Source organism: Rhodoferax koreense (assembly GCF_001955695.1).
GTDB lineage: Bacteria > Pseudomonadota > Gammaproteobacteria > Burkholderiales > Burkholderiaceae_C > Rhodoferax_B > Rhodoferax_B koreensis.
Genome location: NZ_CP019236.1, coordinates 47,960 through 64,838, shown reverse-complemented (window position 1 = coordinate 64,838; position 16,879 = coordinate 47,960). Strand labels below are relative to the sequence as shown.

The following is a 16,879-nucleotide window of genomic DNA, read 5'->3' as shown; positions in this document are numbered from 1 at the left end:
TGAGCACACCATGAGAAAGATGGCGACGACGGCATTGGACATCCCAAGCCTTCACTTTCAGAAAGCCGCCGCATGAACATCAAGAACAGCCGCTTCCAAACAACCGTCGCCGTTGGTGTGGCAACCCTCCTGCTGACCGCCTGCGGCGTAGGCGGGCCCTACCCCGACGTGCCCGAACTGCTGCCAGCCAACAGCATCCCGGTGTACCGCGGGCCGGTGGCGCCACCGCAGATCACCTATCGGATTGACGAGAACCGGTACTTCGAGTACCTGCCGAGGGGCGCAGGCGCTTGTACCAACGCCATGGTTTATTACAACGACAAGAAGCTTGGCATTCGCAGCGCTGTGGTGGAACTCGACAGGGCCGTTGCGGGCGCGAGCAACTTCATCATCGATGCGGCCAATGACCAATATCTTGTGGGGCCGATGACCAGGGGCAATACGGATTGTTCGTCGGGGGGAGGCGGGTGTGGCGGGGCGACGTTGCCGTATTCCACCGATGGCGGTCGAACGTGGAATCGTGCGATTCCAGGAGCTTACGGTGGTTACGCCGTTTATATGAGTGGCGACCAAGTCTACACGTCTGGTATGCGTGCCAAGCTGTCCGAATTGTCGAGTGGGCCCAGCGTATGGACCGATGATTTGCTTAGCAACTTTCCGCCACCGCGCAGACAGCCTCTCGACAAAAAATTTCGGTGCACGGCCAACGGAAAGGAGTAGAGATGAAAGGTCTCAGTTGGATAGACGCAGTGGTTCCCGATCCCGGCAAATACCAGTGGGTCAAAGGTCAGTTCACCGGCGTCGAACAAGATGCAAGCGAACGCACCTATATGGTCGGCATTCCGCACCTGATGCCTGGCACGATCATTTTCGTGCATGGGGTGAATTCCGAGGGTGAGTGGTACGGCGATGCCGCCGCGCAGTTTTGTTTGGGTTTGAACTACCGCCTTGGCCGGACTGATTTGACCAGTGCGACGGTAGATCCCGTCAGCAAACGTTTCAAAGATAAAACGGAGGCGGGCAAAAAACCCAACTCCCCCATCATCCCCTTCTACTGGGGCTACAGCGCCGCCCGCGACGCCCAAAAACAGATCGTCAAGAAAGAGGTCGTCGGCTCCCCCGACGCCATCACCGACCAATACGGCAACCCCTTGGAGCGGGACGGCAGTTGGGGCGGTGGCCCGTTCCAGAACGGTACCAACGACCTGCTGTCCTTCTGGCGCAAGGAGGGCTTCAACCCGAAGATCGGGCTGATCGACGTGAACTGGATCAACCCCGTGCTCGGGCGCAAGCTCACGCCCTGCCCGCCGCGCCTGTACTACGCCCACGCCGCGCGCCGCCTGGCCCATCTGGTGAGCACCATCCGCACCGACTTCCCCAACGAGCCCATCAACATCGTGGCCCACAGCCAGGGCACGATGGTGGCGCTGTGCGCCTTGTTCTATGGGAAGCAAAGCGGCCTGCGCGGGCCTGATACCGTCATCCTCAACAGTTCCCCCTACCGCTTCGACACCTTCGCCACCGACTTCCTCACGGCCGCCAACGGCGGCAAGGAAGTGCAGAGCGCGGCGGCGCGGCTGAAGACCTTTGCCAACGCCGCGGCCATCGTCAACGAATCCAAGACCCAGTTCACCTACCGGCCCGCGCCGGACGCCGCCTGCACGCGTGAACACACGCCGGCCCATATCCATGACGACGTGATCTTCATCCACCAGCCGGCCGACAACCCCGACTGGCGGGCCGAGATCGGCGCGGCACCCGTGAAGGGCGAACTGCGCTGGTGGAGCGTGCCGCAGCACAAGCGCGACAACCGCGGCAAGCTGTTCGTGAACTTCAACCCCGCCGACCGGGTGATCGGCGTCTCCGCCGTCGAGGGCATCGGCTGGCGCGGCCTGCCCACCAAGTACTTCGATGCCGGTAACAACCAGCTCGGCGCCAACGTGATGCAGCGGCTTTTCGTGCGCGGCAGCAACAATGACCACAACCCCGCAGTGGGCGCGCGCACCGGCTACAAACAGCGCTATTTCTACAGCCAGATGGAACGCACCCAGGCGGCCTCCGGCGACGCCGGCGTGCAATGGCGGACCGGCTCCGGCGGCGCCTTGATCACGGAAAACGAGAACTGGCACTACCTCGACGGCAACAGCCCGAACACGCAGTGGCGCGTCGCTTCAGAGAGGATGCTGCTGGTCACCACCGTCCATGGCGACCTCAGCCCGCGCGGCGACCACGGCGAGAGCGAATCCGTCTACATCAACGCGCCGGTGGTCCCTGAGCCGGCGGTGCTGGGCGACGACTTCGATGCGAAGGCCGTGTTGTTCAGCGGCGCGGCGCGCCCGGCCAAAGGCGATCAACCGGCCATCGAGGCCAATACCGAACAGCAAGCCACCTGGAAAGAATTCCTGAAGTACCAGGATCGGGAAAAACTGCCCGCCACGAAGCAGAAGGTGCCGTGCGTGGACGCTTGTGGCCTGCCGAGCACGCGTTACGAGACCGACCTGGAACTCGCGCAACGTCTGGAGCAGAAAGTCGGCCAGGAGGTAGTGTCGCCGACCAACCACGCGCAGATCCTTCGGTATGGCGTTGACGGGGCGGGGCCGGTATCGCAAGTCCTCAGCTACGACCTCACCGTCGGCCAGGGCTACGCCTTCCACGACGAAGCCTACTGGAACTACCTGCTCGACCTGGCAGACTGGAAGCGCAGCGATCCGTATTTCAAGTCCGGCGCGCTCGACCCGCAGGCCGAGGCCATGCCACCGGGCATCGACCCGGAGACGGTGTCGTCATGACGGCGCAGCGGTACCGTTACGAGCCGAGCGCGGCGCCAGACATCCTGCCCGTGGCGCTGCAGGTCTTCGGCGTGGGCATGCGCATTGCCCACCATCCGGCGCGCGACCTCTGGGCCCTGGTCGAGGCCGGTGGCGGGCGGTTGATCGAGCAGCCGGCCCCACCCGGTTCGCTGCGCGCCTGCCAGGACGAGGCCGCGCTGTGGCGGCGCACCACGCTCGGCGACGTATTGCGTTACTGGCCCGCCGGTGACGGGCCCCGCAAAACCTTCGTGGAGAACTACCCGGTCCCGGCCGTGCTGGTCGGCCCGACCCGCTGGGCGCAAGCCGCCGCCTCGGCGGCGGTGAACCGGGCCTACTTCGAGAACCTGGTGTGGTCCATGCAGAGCAGCGGCCTGCCCTTCCATCGGCTCAGCGGCGAGCGCAGCACCGTCAGTTGGGAGACCGGCAACGACAACCTGTGGACGGCCATCTTCCAGCGGTTCGACAAGGCCGGCGACCTGAACAGCCTGCTGCTGTGGGCCGAGGACGGTTATGCCATGCGCGCGCAAACCGGGGGCTGGCAGGCACCACCCAGCGGTGCGGCTGGCGCGGGCCAGCCGGAGACCCTGCAGGCCATTCTCTCGCGCGACCGGCGCGCCAGCGACTTGAGCGACGCTTTCGTGAGCCTGCTGCTGGGCCGACACGCCGCGGCTGAATGGCTGCGCGAACTGGCGCCGCATGTGGTCGACAGCGTTGAGGTGACCCAGTTTCCCGACGGCCGGTCGGGCCGCGGGAAGCACGGCTTCGGCGGCCTGGGCCGGTACAACGACGTGGGCCATACGACCTACCGTTCACCCAGGACCTACACCCGCACGCCCCATGTGCCCGAGCCATGGAGCCAGGCGCAGATGGCGCAGTACGACGAGACACCGACGCTGGCCTGGGTCTATCGGCCGGCGGAGGCCAGCTACAGCAAGGTGGAACCGCAGGCGCAACGCGTGGCGGCGCTGCAGCAGGCATTGCAGTCCGCGCTCGATGGTCCCTTACAGGGCCAGCCGCCGGCGCGCATCATGTTCGATCCTGGCGTGGGGGAAACGAGTCAGGAGCGCATGCTCGTGTTGCGCCAAGCGGTGCGTGCGGTGCTGCCTGCATTCGCGTTGCACGATCCGCGCGCCGGTTACCACCTGGGCGAAAGGCTCGGCGACTGTGGGGCGGCCAGTGCCTTCGCGGGCATTGGCCTGGCCAGCCTGGCCGCCTGGGAAACCGGCGCTTCGGCGATCGTGATCAACGCGCGGCGCGACGATGGCGCCACGGTGCTCGTGGTGCAGCCCAACAACCCGGCCTACCGGGCCCATTTCAGGAAACGCCCTTATGAACACGCATGAGTTGGCGAGGTTGGCACCGGTCACACGCAACTTGGCGGGATGAGCCATGCCGAGATACATCATCCTGGTCGGTGACCGTACAAGCGACGGCGGTGTGGTGATCACCGGCTCGCCCACGGACCATGTGCACGGCCGCGCCATCGCTCGCCAAGGCGACCTGGTGGACTGCCCACGTCATGGCGTGAATGCGATCGTCGAGGGCGATGACGTCACGCGGCTCGATGGCCGGCCCATGGCGCTCGAGGGGCATCGCACCGAATGCGGCTGCACGCTGATCGGCGGGGGCCACGGCACGGTGGTGTGACGCGCCGGACATCTTTACAAAATCTCATCGGCGCGTTATGGCGCCGATACATCGCCGCGCGAGACTCGTTTCCAACCTGAGACCGATGTTGGCATCAGGCGTCTTCTAGAAAGGAAGCACTCTCATGCGATCAACCTCCACCTCCCCGTTCAAGCACCTGGTATTGGCTGGCCTGCTGGCCTCCATCGGTCTGGCGGCTTCCGCCCAGACGGCGGCGCCTGCCGCACCGGGCACCCCCCCCGCACCCATGGCCGACAAGGCCGGTCCGCCGACTGCGCGCCCTGGCGAACGCATGGGCCGTCACGACCCGGCCAAGATGCAGGAACACATGGCCAAACGCGCGGCCGAGCTCAAGGCCAAGCTCAAGCTCACACCGGCCCAGGAACCGGCCTGGACCACCTTCACCACCAGCATGCAGCCGCCTGCGCCGCACGCACGCATGGAACGCGGCGACATGGCCAAGCTGACCACGCCCGAACGCATCGACAAGATGCGCGCCATGCGAGCCCAGCGCGATGCCGAGATGGACAAACGTGGCGATGCCGTCAAGGCCTTCTACGCCGTGCTCACGCCGGAACAGCAGAAGGTGTTCGACGCCAATGCCATGATGCACCGACCCGGTGGCCGGGACGGGCATTGGGGCCGAGGCGGCCCGGACGGTCGCCCCCACGGTGGTCCTGAGGCCCAGCCCAAAGGCTGATCGCGCAGTCCGATGAACAGCAAAGGCCCCTCGGGGCCTTTTCTCATTTCAGCATGCGCTGCAGCTCGCCGCTCTGGATCAGCCGTTCCAGGTCGCTTGCGCCACCCACCAGCGTGCCGCGCACGAAGACCATGGGCAGCGTGGGCCAGCCGCACCACATCTTGAGCTGGGTGCGTTCGCGCCAGCCGCCGAAGTAACTGCCATAGCCCAGGTAATGGAACGGCACGCCGGCCGCGTCGAGCAGGCGCCGCGCCTTTTTCGGGTAGGGATTCAACCCCATGCCCACGACCACCACCGCGTGTGCCGCGATCGCGGCCTGCACCTCGGCCACGATGGGTGCAACGGCGGCCAGCCTGGCGCGAACGGCCGGGTGGACATGGTTTTCGTCGAGAACGGGACGCGGCATGGGTGATTCCTTCAAATGGCAGATGGCCAGGCCGGGAGGATAACGCGCGGGGTTCCGAGCCTGTCCGGCATTTCTCGCCCAAACGGCAATGTCGATACCATGGCGGCATTCACAGTCCCGGCGTTCCGCCGCCACCGCACCGTTTGCCATGTCCATTCCCGAATCGCCACCCGTCGCCGCCCCATCCGTCCCCTGGTCCGCCCTGGAGAACAAGACTTTCCTGCTGCTGCTCGTGGCGGTCACGCTGGGCTTTGGCTGGATCCTGTGGCCGTTCTACGGCGCGGTGTTCTGGGGGGTGGTGATGGCGATCCTGTTCTCGCCCCTTTTTCGCCGGCTGCTGAAGGCCTTCGGCCAGCGGCGCACGCTGGCCGCACTCGGTACGCTGGTGGTGTTCCTCGTGATCGTGATCCTGCCCATGACGCTGATCACGGGCATGCTGGTGAAGGAAGGCAACGGCCTGTACCTGCGCATCCAGTCGGGTGAACTCAACTTCGGCAACTACTTCGGGCAGATCCTCGCCGCATTGCCCGACTGGGTGAGCAATCTGCTCGACCGCTTCGGCCTGGGCAACCTGAAGGATTTGCAGACCCATCTCAGCGCCCGGCTGGCCCAGGGCAGCCAGGCGCTGGCGGCGCAGGCACTGAGCATCGGGCAGAACACTTTCGATTTCGTGATCAGCTTCTGCATCATGCTGTACCTGATGTTCTTCCTGCTGCGTGACGGCGCCAGCCTGTCGCGCCGCATGCGCGACGCGATCCCGCTCGACGCCAACACCAAGCGGCAGCTGTTCACCAAGTTCACCACCGTCGTGCGCGCCACGGTGAAGGGCAATGTGCTGATGGCCGTGGCACAGGGCGTGCTCGGCGGCCTGGCGTTCTGGTTCCTCGGCATCCATGCCACGGTGCTGTGGGCCGTGCTGATGGCGTTTCTCTCCCTGCTGCCGGCCGTGGGCGCGGCCGTGGTGTGGGTGCCGGTGGCGGTGTACTTTTTGGTCACGGGTGCCATCTGGCAAGGCGTGGCGCTGACTTGTTACGGCGTGCTGGTGATCGGCATGGTCGACAACGTGCTGCGCCCGGTGCTGGTGGGCAAGGACACCAAGATGCCCGACTACGTGGTGCTGATCTCCACCATTGGCGGTATCGGCATCTTCGGGCTCAACGGCTTCGTGATCGGCCCGGTGATCGCGGCCATGTTCATGGCGGTGTGGGACATCTTTTCCGGTACGCTGGAAGAGGCGACGGCCGGCACCAACGCGGCCACGGCCGAGCCGCCCGCGACCGCCCCCGCATCCAATCAGCCTCTGCCCTGACCATGGCGGATTCGACTTCCGCGCGCGCTCCCGGGCGCTGGCGTATCGCCATGGCCGGCATGGTGGCGCTGGCCGTGGCCATGGGCATCGGCCGCTTCGCCTTCACACCGCTGTTGCCGATGATGCTGCACGACGGCGTGATCGACCTGCCCGCCGCGAGCTGGCTGGCCAGCGCCAACTACCTCGGCTACATGGTGGGCGCGGTGTGGTGCACCTTCCAACCCTTGGTCTGGCGCCAGTTCCGCCGCCTGCCGCCGGTCGTGGCGTCGCACATGCTGCATGCGGGGCTGATGGCCACCTGCTTGCTCACCCTGGGCATGGCCCTGCAACTGCCGGCGCTGTGGCCGCTGGCGCGTTTCCTGGCCGGTGTGGCCAGCGCCTTCGTGTTCGTCTACACCTCGAGCTGGTGCCTGGCCGCGCTGGCGCGCCTGGGCGTGCCGGCGATGGGCGGCTTCATCTACGTGGGACCGGGCGCGGGCATCGTGCTCAGCGGCCTGCTTGCCGGCGCGATGGTGGCCTGGGATTGGCGGGCCGCTTCGGCCTGGCTGGTGTTCGGCGCGCTGGCCGTGACGCTCACGGCGCTGGTCTGGCGTGTGTTCCGGGCCCCGGCAGCACCCGCCACGCCGGCTGCGTCGGCCTCGGCGGCGGGCCCGGCGGCAGCGGCTCCTGGTGCGCCGCCGGCCCCGGCCGAGCTGGCGGGGCAGCTGACGCTGCTCACCGTGGCCTACGGCATTGCCGGCTTCGGCTACATCATCACCGCCACCTTCCTGCCAGTCATCGCGCGCGACGCATTGCCCGGTTCGCCCTGGATCCAGCTGTTCTGGCCTTTGTTCGGCCTGGGCGTGATGCTCGGCGCGATGCTGGCCACGCGCGTGCCCGCGCACGCCGACATGCGCCTCTGGCTCGCGGGCTGCTACGTGCTGCAGACCCTCGGTGTGCTGGCCAGCGTGGTCAGCCCGAGCCTGGCGGGTTTCGCGCTCGGCAGCTTCATGCTGGGCTTGCCATTCACCGCCATCACCTTCTTCGCGATGCAGGAAGTGCGCCGCCTGCGGCCGGTGGCGCCGGCCGCGACCATGGGCCTGCTCACCGCGGTTTATGGGTTGGGCCAGATCGTCGGACCCCTGCTCGTGGCCTGGGTGCTGCGGCAAGCCGACACGCGCGGCGCGGGCTTCACGCTGTCGCTGGAGATGGCCGCCGCATCGCTGGCCGTGGGCGCGGGCTTGTTCGGCTGGATGGTGCGGCGCAATCCGCTGCCGCGGGCCTGAACTTCCGCGGTGCGGCCGGGCCTTCACCGAAATTGCGGTATCTTCCCCCGATGCTTCACGTTGCGCCGGACCTCGAGGACTATCTTGCCGAATTTGTGGCCCATGGGCGCCGTGGCGACCGCCTGCCCCCGGTTCGCGACCTGATGAAGCGTCACGGCCTGTCGCAGGCCGTGGTGCAGCGTGCGATTCACCGGCTGCGCGAACATGGCGTGGTGGAGGTGCACACCGGCAAAGGCATCTTCCTGGTGGCCGATGGCAGCGGCGAGGCGCCGGCGCAACCGCGGGCTGCCGCGCTGAACGCCGATGGCGCACCCGGGGCGGCTGCGCGCGCGCGTTCGGTCCTTGTGTTGCGCCGTGCGGTGCGTTTCGACCGTGGCCGCCAGTACATCGAGCAGTTGGGGCGGCGTTTCATGGCCAGCGGCCACAAGCTCATCGAGGTCTCGTATTCCGATGCCGAGCATGCGCAGCAGGTGCTCAAGGGCCTGCCGCGCTTCGACGCCTGCGTGATCCAGTCCGTCTACCACGCCATCACCAGCGGCATGCTGGCCACGCTGCAGGAGAAGACCCCCGCAGTGTTGTACGACGGCATCGCCATGGTGGGCAACGGCTTCGACTCCATCGGCACCGAATGGGGCGAGCCACTGGCGCTGGCCGCCGCGTTGCTGCACCGGCGCGGCCACCAGCGCCTGTGCTTTGCCGCGACCTCGGTGCCGCTGCTGTCGACCACGCTCGGATTCCGCCGCTGGGCGCACCTGGCCCAGCACCAGCCCGGCGTTTCGCTGCAGACCATTCGGCTGCCCTTCATGCCCGACGAGGGCTATGTCGAGGCGCTGGTGGCCGAGCTGCGCGCCCTGCAGGACGCCGATGGCCGCCTGCCGTTTTCGGCGCTGATCGTGTGGGGCATCTGGGACGGCGCGCGTTTTCGCCAGATGCTCGAGGAGGCCGGGGTGTCCGTGCCCGGCGCGCTCAGCGTGGTGCTGCTGGGCCGCACCGACCAGCAAAACGAACACGCCGACTTTTTCGAAGTGGTGGGCGCGCGCATCGAGGACCAAGTGGCGATGATGTTCGAGGCCACGAACCGCCGTTGGGCCGACCCCACGCTGCCGTTCGGCGCCGAACTGGCCCCCGTGACCCACCGGCCCGGCGCGTCGGTGGCGGCCCCCGCCGAGCGCGCGGTGGCCACGGCCCGCTGAACGCGGCTCAGCCCTTGCGTTGCGCCACGCGGCGCACGGTGTCTTCGGTGAGCGCGACCGATTCGCCCAGATTGGTTTCGGGATCGAGCCAGCGCGGCAGGTTGTCGGGCACCGGCGTATGGCGGAATTCGGGGTGTTCCTGGATGGCCGTGAGGTAAGGGACCTTGTCCGACTGCGCGCGTTGCGCCGCCTCGTACAACACGTGGTGGGCCTTCGGGCGGCCGATCTCCAGGCCCAGCCGCATCATCGCGGTCTCGGCGGCGATCAGGCCGTTGGTGAGGCCGAGGTTGTGGCGCATGGCGGCCTCGTCGGCCTGCAGGCCCTGGGTGAGGCGCGCCAGGAAGGCCACCAGCGACAGCGCGGTGATGCCGATGTCGGGCAGCAGCACATCGGTGACGAAGCTCGCCGAGCCGTCGCCCTCGTCCTGGCGGACCATGGCCTCGATGGCCACGGGCACCCGTCCGCGCAGCAGGCGCGCCATGCCGATCATCGACATGGCGGTGTTCGGGTTGCGCTTTTGCGCCATCGTCGAGCTGCCCATCTTGCCCAGGTGGAAGGCCTCGGCGACCTCGGCGATCTCGGTGCGCATCAGCAGCACCACGCTGGTCCCGATTTTTTCGATGGTGGCTGCCAGCAGCCCCAGCGTGGTGCAGTAGTCGGCCGCACGGTCGTACGAGGCACGGGAGGGCATGAGGTTGGCCTGCAGGCCCAGCAACTCGGCCACGCGTTGCTCGACCGCGCGCCCCACCGCGCCGGTGGCCCCATAGGTGCCGATGGCCCCCCCGAGCAGGGTGGGGAAAGAGGGCGCGAAACGCTCCGCCAGACGCTGGCGCTGGCGGTCCAGCTCGTCGATCCAGGTCGCCACCTTGAGGCCGAAGGTGGTGGGCAGGGCGTGCTGGCCATGGGTGCGGCCCGCCATCGGCGAAGCCTTGTGCGCCAGCGCCAGCCGCGACAGGTGGGCGATGGCGTCGTCCAGGCCTTGCACCAGCAGGCGGTGCGTCTGCGCCATCTGCAGCGAGGCGCCGGTGTCGAAGATGTTCTGTGTGGTCGCGCCCCAGTGGATGTAGCGCGCGGCCGGTTCGCCGCACAGGGCTTCGAACTGGTGCAGCACCGGCACCAGCCCGTGCTGGGAAAAGGCGATGTCGCGGGCCAGGCGTTCGCGGTCGAACAGGCTGGCTTGGCCCTTGGCCGCGATGACCTCCGCCGCCGACGCCGGGATCAGTCCCAGCTCGGCCTGCGCCCGCGCCAGCGCGACTTCGACGTCGAGCCAGGCCTGCAACGTGGCCGAATCGTTCCAGATGCGTTTGGCATCGTCGCTGAAGCAATAGGACGTCATGAACGATTCGAACATTCCAATGGGCATGGGGTCTCCGGACGGCTGTGGATGGGTGTGTATTGTATTGTATTTGGCGTATTGCGTATTCTCAAGTATTCAATACAATGTTCCTCAGGCCCGCGTGGCCGCCCACTACCACAACAGAAACAGGAGACTTCCCATGCAACGCCGAACCGTATTGAAGATCGCCTCAGCCGGTGCCTGCGGCCTCGCCCCGGGCTGGGCGCTCGCCCAGTCGGACAAGCCGATCTCGATGGTGCTCGGGTATTCCGCCGGCGGCACGACGGATTTCGTCGGTCGGCTCGTGGCCACCGAGATGAGCAAGGTATTGGGCCGCCAGATCGTGGTGGACAACGTGCCGGGCGCCAGCGGCATGATGGCCGCGCAGAAAGTCAGCCACGGGCCCACCGACGGCAGCGTGATCTACCTGGGCGGCACCGACACCATCGTCATCCCCATGGTCAACGACAAGACCAAGGTCGACTGGCGCCGTGATTTCCAGCTCATCGGCAGCTCGAGCTTCGTCTCCATGGTGTTCGCCGTGAGCGCCAAGTCGCCCTACCAGTCGATGTCGGAGCTGCTCGCGGCCTTGCGCAAGGGCAAGAAGGATTTCAACTACGCCACGCCCGGCATCGGCACCATGCAGCACCTGTTCGGCGCGCTGATCAACGAGAAAGGCAAGGTCGCCATGCTGCACGTGCCGTACAAGGGCGCGGCGCAGATCAACACCGACCTCGTCGGCCAGCACGTGGACAGTGCCATCCTGACCACCACCTCGGCCTTGCCTTTCATCAAGGACGGCTCCATGCGGGCGCTGGCGATCGCCGACAGCACGCGTTCCTCCATGCTGCCGAATGTGAAGACCATCGGCGAAGAGGAGGGCTTCTCGTCGCTTTCGCTGCCGCTGTGGCAGGCATTTTTCGTGAAAGCCGGCACGCCGCCGGCCATCGTGGCCGCGTATGAAAAAGCGCTGATGACGACGATGGCGAATCCCGAGGTGCAGAAAAAAATGCGCGATTCCGGCGCCACCCCGTGGGCCACCAACGGTCGCGACATGACGGCCTATGTGGCGCAGCAGGTGCCGGTCTACAAGGAAGCCATCGACGCCGCTAAGATCGTCGCGGAATAGCGCGCCGCGGGCCGGAACATTTCGCGCGGGGCTGGCCGCGCGTCAGCCTGCCGTCCTACAGCCGGGTTGCGGGTGCGGCCCTACAAACGAAGACGGATCTCTACCCGCCTTGCCCGCCATGACCGCCCCCCTCGCACACTTCGCTTTCAAAGTCCTCACGGTCAACATCCACAAGGGCTTCACCTTCTTCAACCGCAAGTTCATCCTGCACGAGTTGCGCGATGCGGTACGCGCGGTGGCGGCCGACGTGGTGTTCCTTCAGGAGGTGATGGGCACGCATGAGAAACACGTGCAGCGCGTGCCGGGCTATCCGGATACGCCGCACTATGAATTCCTGGCCGACACCATCTGGCCGCAGCACGCCTACGGCCGCAATGCGGTGTACCCGCACGGCCACCACGGCAACGCGGTGCTGTCCAAGTTCCCCATCGTGCATTATGAAAACCGCGACGTGTCGATCGCCGGCCCCGAGCGGCGCGGCCTGCTGCATTGCGTGCTGCGCGTGCCCGGCCAGCCGCACGACATCCATGCCTTCTGCGTCCACCTCGGCTTGCGCGAGTCGCACCGCCGCCAGCAATTGCACCTGCTCAGCCACATGATCAAGGCCGAGTCCGATCCCCTGGCCCCTGTGGTGGTGGCAGGTGACTTCAACGACTGGGGACGCCATGCGCATCGCATCCTCGAGCGCGAGGCGGGCTTGAAGGAAATTTTCGTGCAGGCCAACGGCCAGGCCGCGCGCACTTTCCCGGCGAAGATGCCGATGCTGCAACTCGACCGCATCTATGTGAAGAATTGCAAGCTGCATGCACCGATTCCGATGCCCAAGAAACCGTGGTCGCACCTGTCCGACCATGCGCCGCTGGCGGCGGTCATTGAAATTTAGTTCAGCGCTGGCGTCCGGGATGGATGTGCTGACGCGCCACCGTGGCCGCGGCCAGGCCCAAGGCCAGCAGGGCGAATGAGCCCGGCTCCGGGACGCTGGCCGGCTGGCCGTCGAACAACGCGTACGCGATGTGAATGTCGTAGAAGTCGCGGCCCACGGTCCCCGTGCCGTAATCGGTGACTTCCACCTTGGCGTAATGGCCTTCTGCGGTCAGTACGGCGAAAGTGTTGCCGACGTCGAGCAAGCTGCCGCCCGGTGGACCTTCGATGAATGGGGTCGAATACACGTAGCCCAGCAGATCGGTTTCGGTGATGCCGGCGAAAGGCGTGTTGCCCAATGCCAAGAGCGCAGCCGTCGAGTTGAGGAAAGCCGGCTGCAACTGGCGCGTGGTGCCCGTGAGCTGGTTCCAGAAGATGTCGGCCGTGGGCGACACACCGCTGATCGTGCCGCTTTCGAAATCGAACTGAAAAGTCCCTGGGATCCAAGCGCTACCGCTGTTGATCAAGCTGGCTTGGCTGGGCATGGACCACGCCAGAGCGAGGCCGAGCAAGGCGAGGATGGCTTTGTGTTTCAAGACAGGCTCCTTTTGCAGTCCAGTTGCCCATCATACGGAGGCGCTGCAAAAAGCGGGCCCATCGGCCGAAAATTTTTTTGTTCCGGGTTCAGTCGGCCTTGACCAGGCGCAGGTGCGTGATCTCCGACGGTGCGCCCAGCCGGTTCGGCGGGCCCCAGTAACCGGTGCCGCGGCTTGTGTAGACCCATAGGTCCTGGAGCTTGTGCAACCCGGCCGTGAATGGCTGTTGGAACCGCACGAAATGGTTCCAGGGCCAGAACTGGCCGCCGTGCGTGTGGCCGGAGAGCTGCAGCTGGAACCCTGCCTCGGCTGCCGCCTGCGCACTGCGCGGCTGGTGCGCGAGCAGCAGGTGCATGCCCGCGTCCGAGGGCGCGCCGAGCATGGCCGCGGCCGGATCGCTGCGGTGCGAGGGATCGAAATGGTGGGCGCCGTAGTCGGCCACGCCGGCCAGCACCAGCGGCGCGCCGTGCTGCAGCACCACATGCTCGTTCATCAGCACGTTCACCCCGAGCCGTTCCAGTTCGGCCACCCAGGCGTGCGCACCCGAGTAATACTCGTGGTTGCCGGTGACGAAATAGGTGCCATGGGTGGAGGACAGCTTGGACAGCGGCGCCACGTGCGGCGCCAGCTCGGCGACCTTGCCGTCCACCAGATCGCCGGTGATGGCCACCATGTCGGCGTCGAGGGCGTTCACCTTGCGCACGATGGACTGCAGGTAGCCCCGCTTGATCGTCGGGCCGACGTGGATGTCGCTGATCTGCGCGACGGTAAAGCCGTGCAGGGCCTCCGGCAGGCCGGTGATCGGCACGTCGACCCGCACCACCGCGGCCGTGCGGCGCGCGTTCAGGAAGCCGATCGAGGTGGCCGCCAGGCCCAGCACGGGCACGGCGGCGGCGCTCCAGGCGTGGGCCTCTTCCCAGGCCGCAACCGAAACCAGTTCCGGCGCAAACGATGAGAGGCCCCAGGCCGCGAACAAGGCCATTTCGCGCAGCAGCGTGAGCACGAACAGCGAGGAGAACAGGCCCATGCACAACAGGCCGACCCAGGTCAGCACCTCGGCCGTGCTTCGGCCGCGCGCCAGGCGCTGGCCGATCAGGCTCATCGGCATCAGCACGGCCGACACGCCGAGCAGCAGCGCCAGCGCGATGGCGGCGTCGGGTGCGAGGGTGTCGAGCGCCGGCACGATGCGCCAGCCGACGAAGGCATGCAGCAAGAACGAAAGAAGGTAGAGCGGAACGATGGACATGAAGACTCGCGCGTGCGCAAAAGGCGCGCCGCGGACCGACCAGATGCGAGGCGTCGGCGGCGGTTTCAAGCCGCCGAATGTGACGCGCAGGTAAAGCCGGATGCCGCGCCACGGGCGATCGCGGCGCTGCCGGCACAAACCGTCCAGGCGTCGCAGAATCACCATCGTCCGTTCATCATCAGGAGCCTCATGTGTTAACCACCCAACTTGGCCGCACCGGCCTGCAAGTCTCGCGGCTCGTGCTCGGCTGCATGACCTATGGCGCGCCCGGCCAGGGCCACCATCCGTGGACCCTCGACGAAGCTGCGAGCCGGCCGTTCATCAAGAAAGCGCTCGACCTGGGCATCAACTTCTTCGACACCGCCAATGTGTATTCGGCCGGCAGCAGCGAAGAGATCGTCGGCCGCGCGTTCAAGGACTACGCGCCGCGCGACGAGGTGGTCATCGCCACCAAGGTGCATGGCCGCATGCGGCCCGGGCCGAACGGCGCCGGCCTGTCGCGCAAGGCCATCTTCAGCGAGATCGACCACAGCCTGCGCCGGCTCGGCACGGACTACGTCGACCTCTACCAGATCCACCGCTGGGACTACGCCACGCCGATCGAGGAAACGCTGGAGGCATTGCACGACGTCGTCAAGGCCGGCAAGGCGCGCTACATCGGTGCCTCTTCCATGTACGCGTGGCAATTCGCCAAGGCGCTGGCGACCTCCGAGCGCCATGGCTGGACCCGGTTCGCCACCATGCAGCCGTACGTGAACCTGCTGTACCGCGAGGAAGAACGCGAGATGCTGCCGTTGTGCCGGGCCGAAGGCATCGGGGTGATTCCCTGGAGCCCGCTCGCGCGTGGCCGCCTCACGCGCGCGTGGGACAGCCAGAGTGCGCGGGCCGAGACTGACGACTTCGGCAAGACGCTGTACGCCAGCACCGCCGAGGCCGACCGCAAGGTCGTCGAAGCCGTGATGGCCGTCGCCAAGGCGCGTGGGGTGCCGCCCGCGCAGATCGCGCTGGCCTGGGTGCTGCAGGTGCCGGGCATCACCGCACCGATCATCGGGGCCACCAGGGTACAGCAGCTGGACGATGCGGTTGCGGCACTGTCGATCAAGCTCACGCCCGAAGAGATTGCGGCGCTGGAGAAGCCCTACGTGCCGCATGCAGTGGTCGGCTTTTCCTGATCGGCCGTGGCGGACAAGTCTGTGGATGGAAACAGCACAAGCCGTGGCTTATCCACAGCGAAAGGCGTGGCGCCGAAGTTGTTCATGTGTCGGGCGCAGCCCGAAAGCGCAGTCACCCACAAGGGTTGAGCGGCTGCAAGCCTTTGATCTGTCAGGGGAATCTCCGGTTACCCACACAAAAGGCCGCACTCTATGACTACTACTATGTATTCCTAAGGGCTTTAAAGAATAACTGGGCTTTCAAGGCTCGAGGGCCTGACCGGCCGCTTTCTGCACGGCGGCGGTCAGCCGGTCCAGCATCGGAATCTTCAGCCTGGCGTGTTGCCAGACCAGCGGCACCAGCAGGTCGTTTTCCGGGCCCGGCAGCAGCCGCACGAGCGCTCCGCTCTTCAAGTGCCCGGCCACCATCGCCATCGGGTTCATGCCCCAGCCCATGCCGGCCAGCGCCGCCTGCACGAATCCCTGCGAGGACGGCAGCCAGTGCTGCGGCATGGTCACCGCCTCGCCGCTGGCCCGGCGGGCCCACGTCGCCTGCAATTGGTCCTTGCGGTTGAAGCTCAGGCAAGGGGCATTGGCCAGGGCCGCCGCGGTGAGCCCGTTCGGGAAATGCCGATGCACGTATTCGGGGCTGGCCGAGGCCACGTAGCGCATCTGGCCCAGCGGCACGGCGTGGCAACCCTGGACCGGCTTGGTCGAACTGCTGACCGCGGCCAACACCGTGCCTTCGCGCAGCCATTCGGCGGTGTGGTCCTGGTCGTCGGCACTCAGGTCGAGCAGCGCCGGCTCCGCCTGGGTGAAAGCCTGTGCCGCGTCGATGAACCAGGTGGCCAGGCTGTCGGCGTTGACGGCGATGCGCAGCGTCACCCTGCCGTCGTCGGCGTCGAGGGCCGTCAGTGCGGGCAAGGCGGTGTGCAGGTCGCGCTCCAGCATGCCGACCTGCTCCACATGCCGGCACAGCCAGTGACCGGCCTCGGTGGCCGTGCAGGGCGTGCCACGGACGATCAGCGCCAGGCCCAGCCGCTCTTCGAGCAGCTTCACGCGTTGCGATACGGCGGAGGCTGTGACGTGCAAGGCCTGCGCTGCGCGTTCGAAGCTGCCTTCGCGCACCACTTGGGCCACGGCGGAGAGGGACACGTAATCGAGCATGCTTAGTAAAACTTAATAGGATGAAGAAAGTTTAACTGGGCTAATCCATCGACGCGTTGCATG

16 protein-coding genes are annotated in these 16,879 nt (G+C 66.6%); 11 read left to right on the top strand and 5 right to left on the bottom strand.

The window, feature by feature from the left end; genetic code table 11:
- Nucleotides 1–72: 72 nt before the first annotated feature.
- The 5 genes from RD110_RS00290 to RD110_RS00270 all read left to right on the top strand — a co-directional run bounded on the left by RD110_RS00290 (nt 73) and on the right by RD110_RS00270 (nt 5,157).
- Nucleotides 73–720: a T6SS immunity protein Tli3 family protein gene (locus RD110_RS00290; protein ID WP_076195621.1), complete on the top strand. Its 648-nt coding sequence runs from the start codon at nt 73–75 to the stop codon at nt 718–720.
- A 2-nt stretch (nt 721–722) separates the two neighbouring features.
- Nucleotides 723–2,789 carry a T6SS effector phospholipase Tle3 domain-containing protein gene (locus RD110_RS00285; RefSeq protein WP_076195619.1) on the top strand — a complete coding sequence of 689 codons (2,067 nt, stop codon included), beginning with the start codon at nt 723–725 and terminating at the stop codon, nt 2,787–2,789.
- Nucleotides 2,786–4,153: a DUF2875 family protein gene (locus RD110_RS00280; RefSeq protein ID WP_076195617.1), complete on the top strand. Its 1,368-nt coding sequence runs from the start codon at nt 2,786–2,788 to the stop codon at nt 4,151–4,153. The genes RD110_RS00285 and RD110_RS00280 overlap by 4 nt, the downstream gene beginning before the upstream one ends.
- Before the next feature lie 46 nt (nt 4,154–4,199).
- A complete protein-coding gene (locus RD110_RS00275; protein ID WP_076195615.1) occupies nt 4,200–4,457 on the top strand; it encodes a PAAR domain-containing protein in 258 nt (85 codons plus the stop codon).
- 124 nt (nt 4,458–4,581) lie between these two features.
- A complete protein-coding gene (locus RD110_RS00270; protein WP_076195614.1) occupies nt 4,582–5,157 on the top strand; it encodes a Spy/CpxP family protein refolding chaperone in 576 nt (191 codons plus the stop codon).
- Nucleotides 5,158–5,200: 43 nt separating this feature from the next.
- On the opposite strand, the gene RD110_RS00265 is transcribed toward RD110_RS00270, so the two are convergent.
- Nucleotides 5,201–5,563 carry a glutaredoxin gene (locus RD110_RS00265; RefSeq protein WP_076195612.1) on the bottom strand — a complete coding sequence of 121 codons (363 nt, stop codon included), beginning with the start codon at nt 5,561–5,563 and terminating at the stop codon, nt 5,201–5,203.
- A 148-nt stretch (nt 5,564–5,711) separates the two neighbouring features.
- On the opposite strand from RD110_RS00265, the gene RD110_RS00260 reads away from it, so the two are divergent.
- The 3 genes from RD110_RS00260 to RD110_RS00250 are packed head-to-tail and all read left to right on the top strand — an operon-like array spanning nt 5,712 to nt 9,330.
- Complete coding sequence (locus tag RD110_RS00260; RefSeq protein ID WP_076195610.1) at nt 5,712–6,872, top strand: AI-2E family transporter; 1,161 nt, start codon at nt 5,712–5,714, stop codon at nt 6,870–6,872.
- Nucleotides 6,873–6,874: 2 nt separating this feature from the next.
- On the top strand, nt 6,875–8,137 hold the full coding sequence (locus tag RD110_RS00255; protein WP_076195609.1) for a YbfB/YjiJ family MFS transporter: 1,263 nt from the start codon (nt 6,875–6,877) through the stop codon (nt 8,135–8,137).
- Between the two features lie 50 nt (nt 8,138–8,187).
- Nucleotides 8,188–9,330 carry a GntR family transcriptional regulator gene (locus RD110_RS00250; RefSeq protein WP_076195607.1) on the top strand — a complete coding sequence of 381 codons (1,143 nt, stop codon included), beginning with the start codon at nt 8,188–8,190 and terminating at the stop codon, nt 9,328–9,330.
- A 7-nt stretch (nt 9,331–9,337) separates the two neighbouring features.
- Here the strand turns inward: RD110_RS00250 and RD110_RS00245 are convergent, their stop codons facing one another.
- The gene (locus RD110_RS00245; RefSeq protein ID WP_076195594.1) at nt 9,338–10,693 is read right to left on the bottom strand and encodes a class-II fumarase/aspartase family protein; all 1,356 of its coding nucleotides are present in this window, start codon (nt 10,691–10,693) and stop codon (nt 9,338–9,340) included.
- Nucleotides 10,694–10,826: 133 nt separating this feature from the next.
- On the opposite strand from RD110_RS00245, the gene RD110_RS00240 reads away from it, so the two are divergent.
- Complete coding sequence (locus tag RD110_RS00240) at nt 10,827–11,795, top strand: Bug family tripartite tricarboxylate transporter substrate binding protein (protein ID WP_076195592.1); 969 nt, start codon at nt 10,827–10,829, stop codon at nt 11,793–11,795.
- Between the two features lie 118 nt (nt 11,796–11,913).
- Nucleotides 11,914–12,678, top strand: a complete 765-nt coding sequence (locus RD110_RS00235; protein ID WP_076195590.1) for an endonuclease/exonuclease/phosphatase family protein — start codon at nt 11,914–11,916, stop codon at nt 12,676–12,678.
- Nucleotide 12,679: 1 nt separating this feature from the next.
- Here the strand turns inward: RD110_RS00235 and RD110_RS00230 are convergent, their stop codons facing one another.
- Nucleotides 12,680–13,252, bottom strand: a complete 573-nt coding sequence (locus RD110_RS00230; RefSeq protein WP_076195588.1) for a PEP-CTERM sorting domain-containing protein — start codon at nt 13,250–13,252, stop codon at nt 12,680–12,682.
- An 88-nt stretch (nt 13,253–13,340) separates the two neighbouring features.
- The gene (locus tag RD110_RS00225; RefSeq protein ID WP_076204118.1) at nt 13,341–14,498 is read right to left on the bottom strand and encodes a metallophosphoesterase; all 1,158 of its coding nucleotides are present in this window, start codon (nt 14,496–14,498) and stop codon (nt 13,341–13,343) included.
- Between the two features lie 251 nt (nt 14,499–14,749).
- Between RD110_RS00225 and RD110_RS00220 the strand changes: the two genes are divergently transcribed.
- Nucleotides 14,750–15,670, top strand: a complete 921-nt coding sequence (locus RD110_RS00220; RefSeq protein ID WP_076204116.1) for an aldo/keto reductase — start codon at nt 14,750–14,752, stop codon at nt 15,668–15,670.
- Nucleotides 15,671–15,910: 240 nt separating this feature from the next.
- Here the strand turns inward: RD110_RS00220 and RD110_RS00215 are convergent, their stop codons facing one another.
- The gene (locus tag RD110_RS00215) at nt 15,911–16,816 is read right to left on the bottom strand and encodes a LysR family transcriptional regulator ArgP (RefSeq protein WP_076195586.1); all 906 of its coding nucleotides are present in this window, start codon (nt 16,814–16,816) and stop codon (nt 15,911–15,913) included.
- Nucleotides 16,817–16,879: the final 63 nt, after the last annotated feature.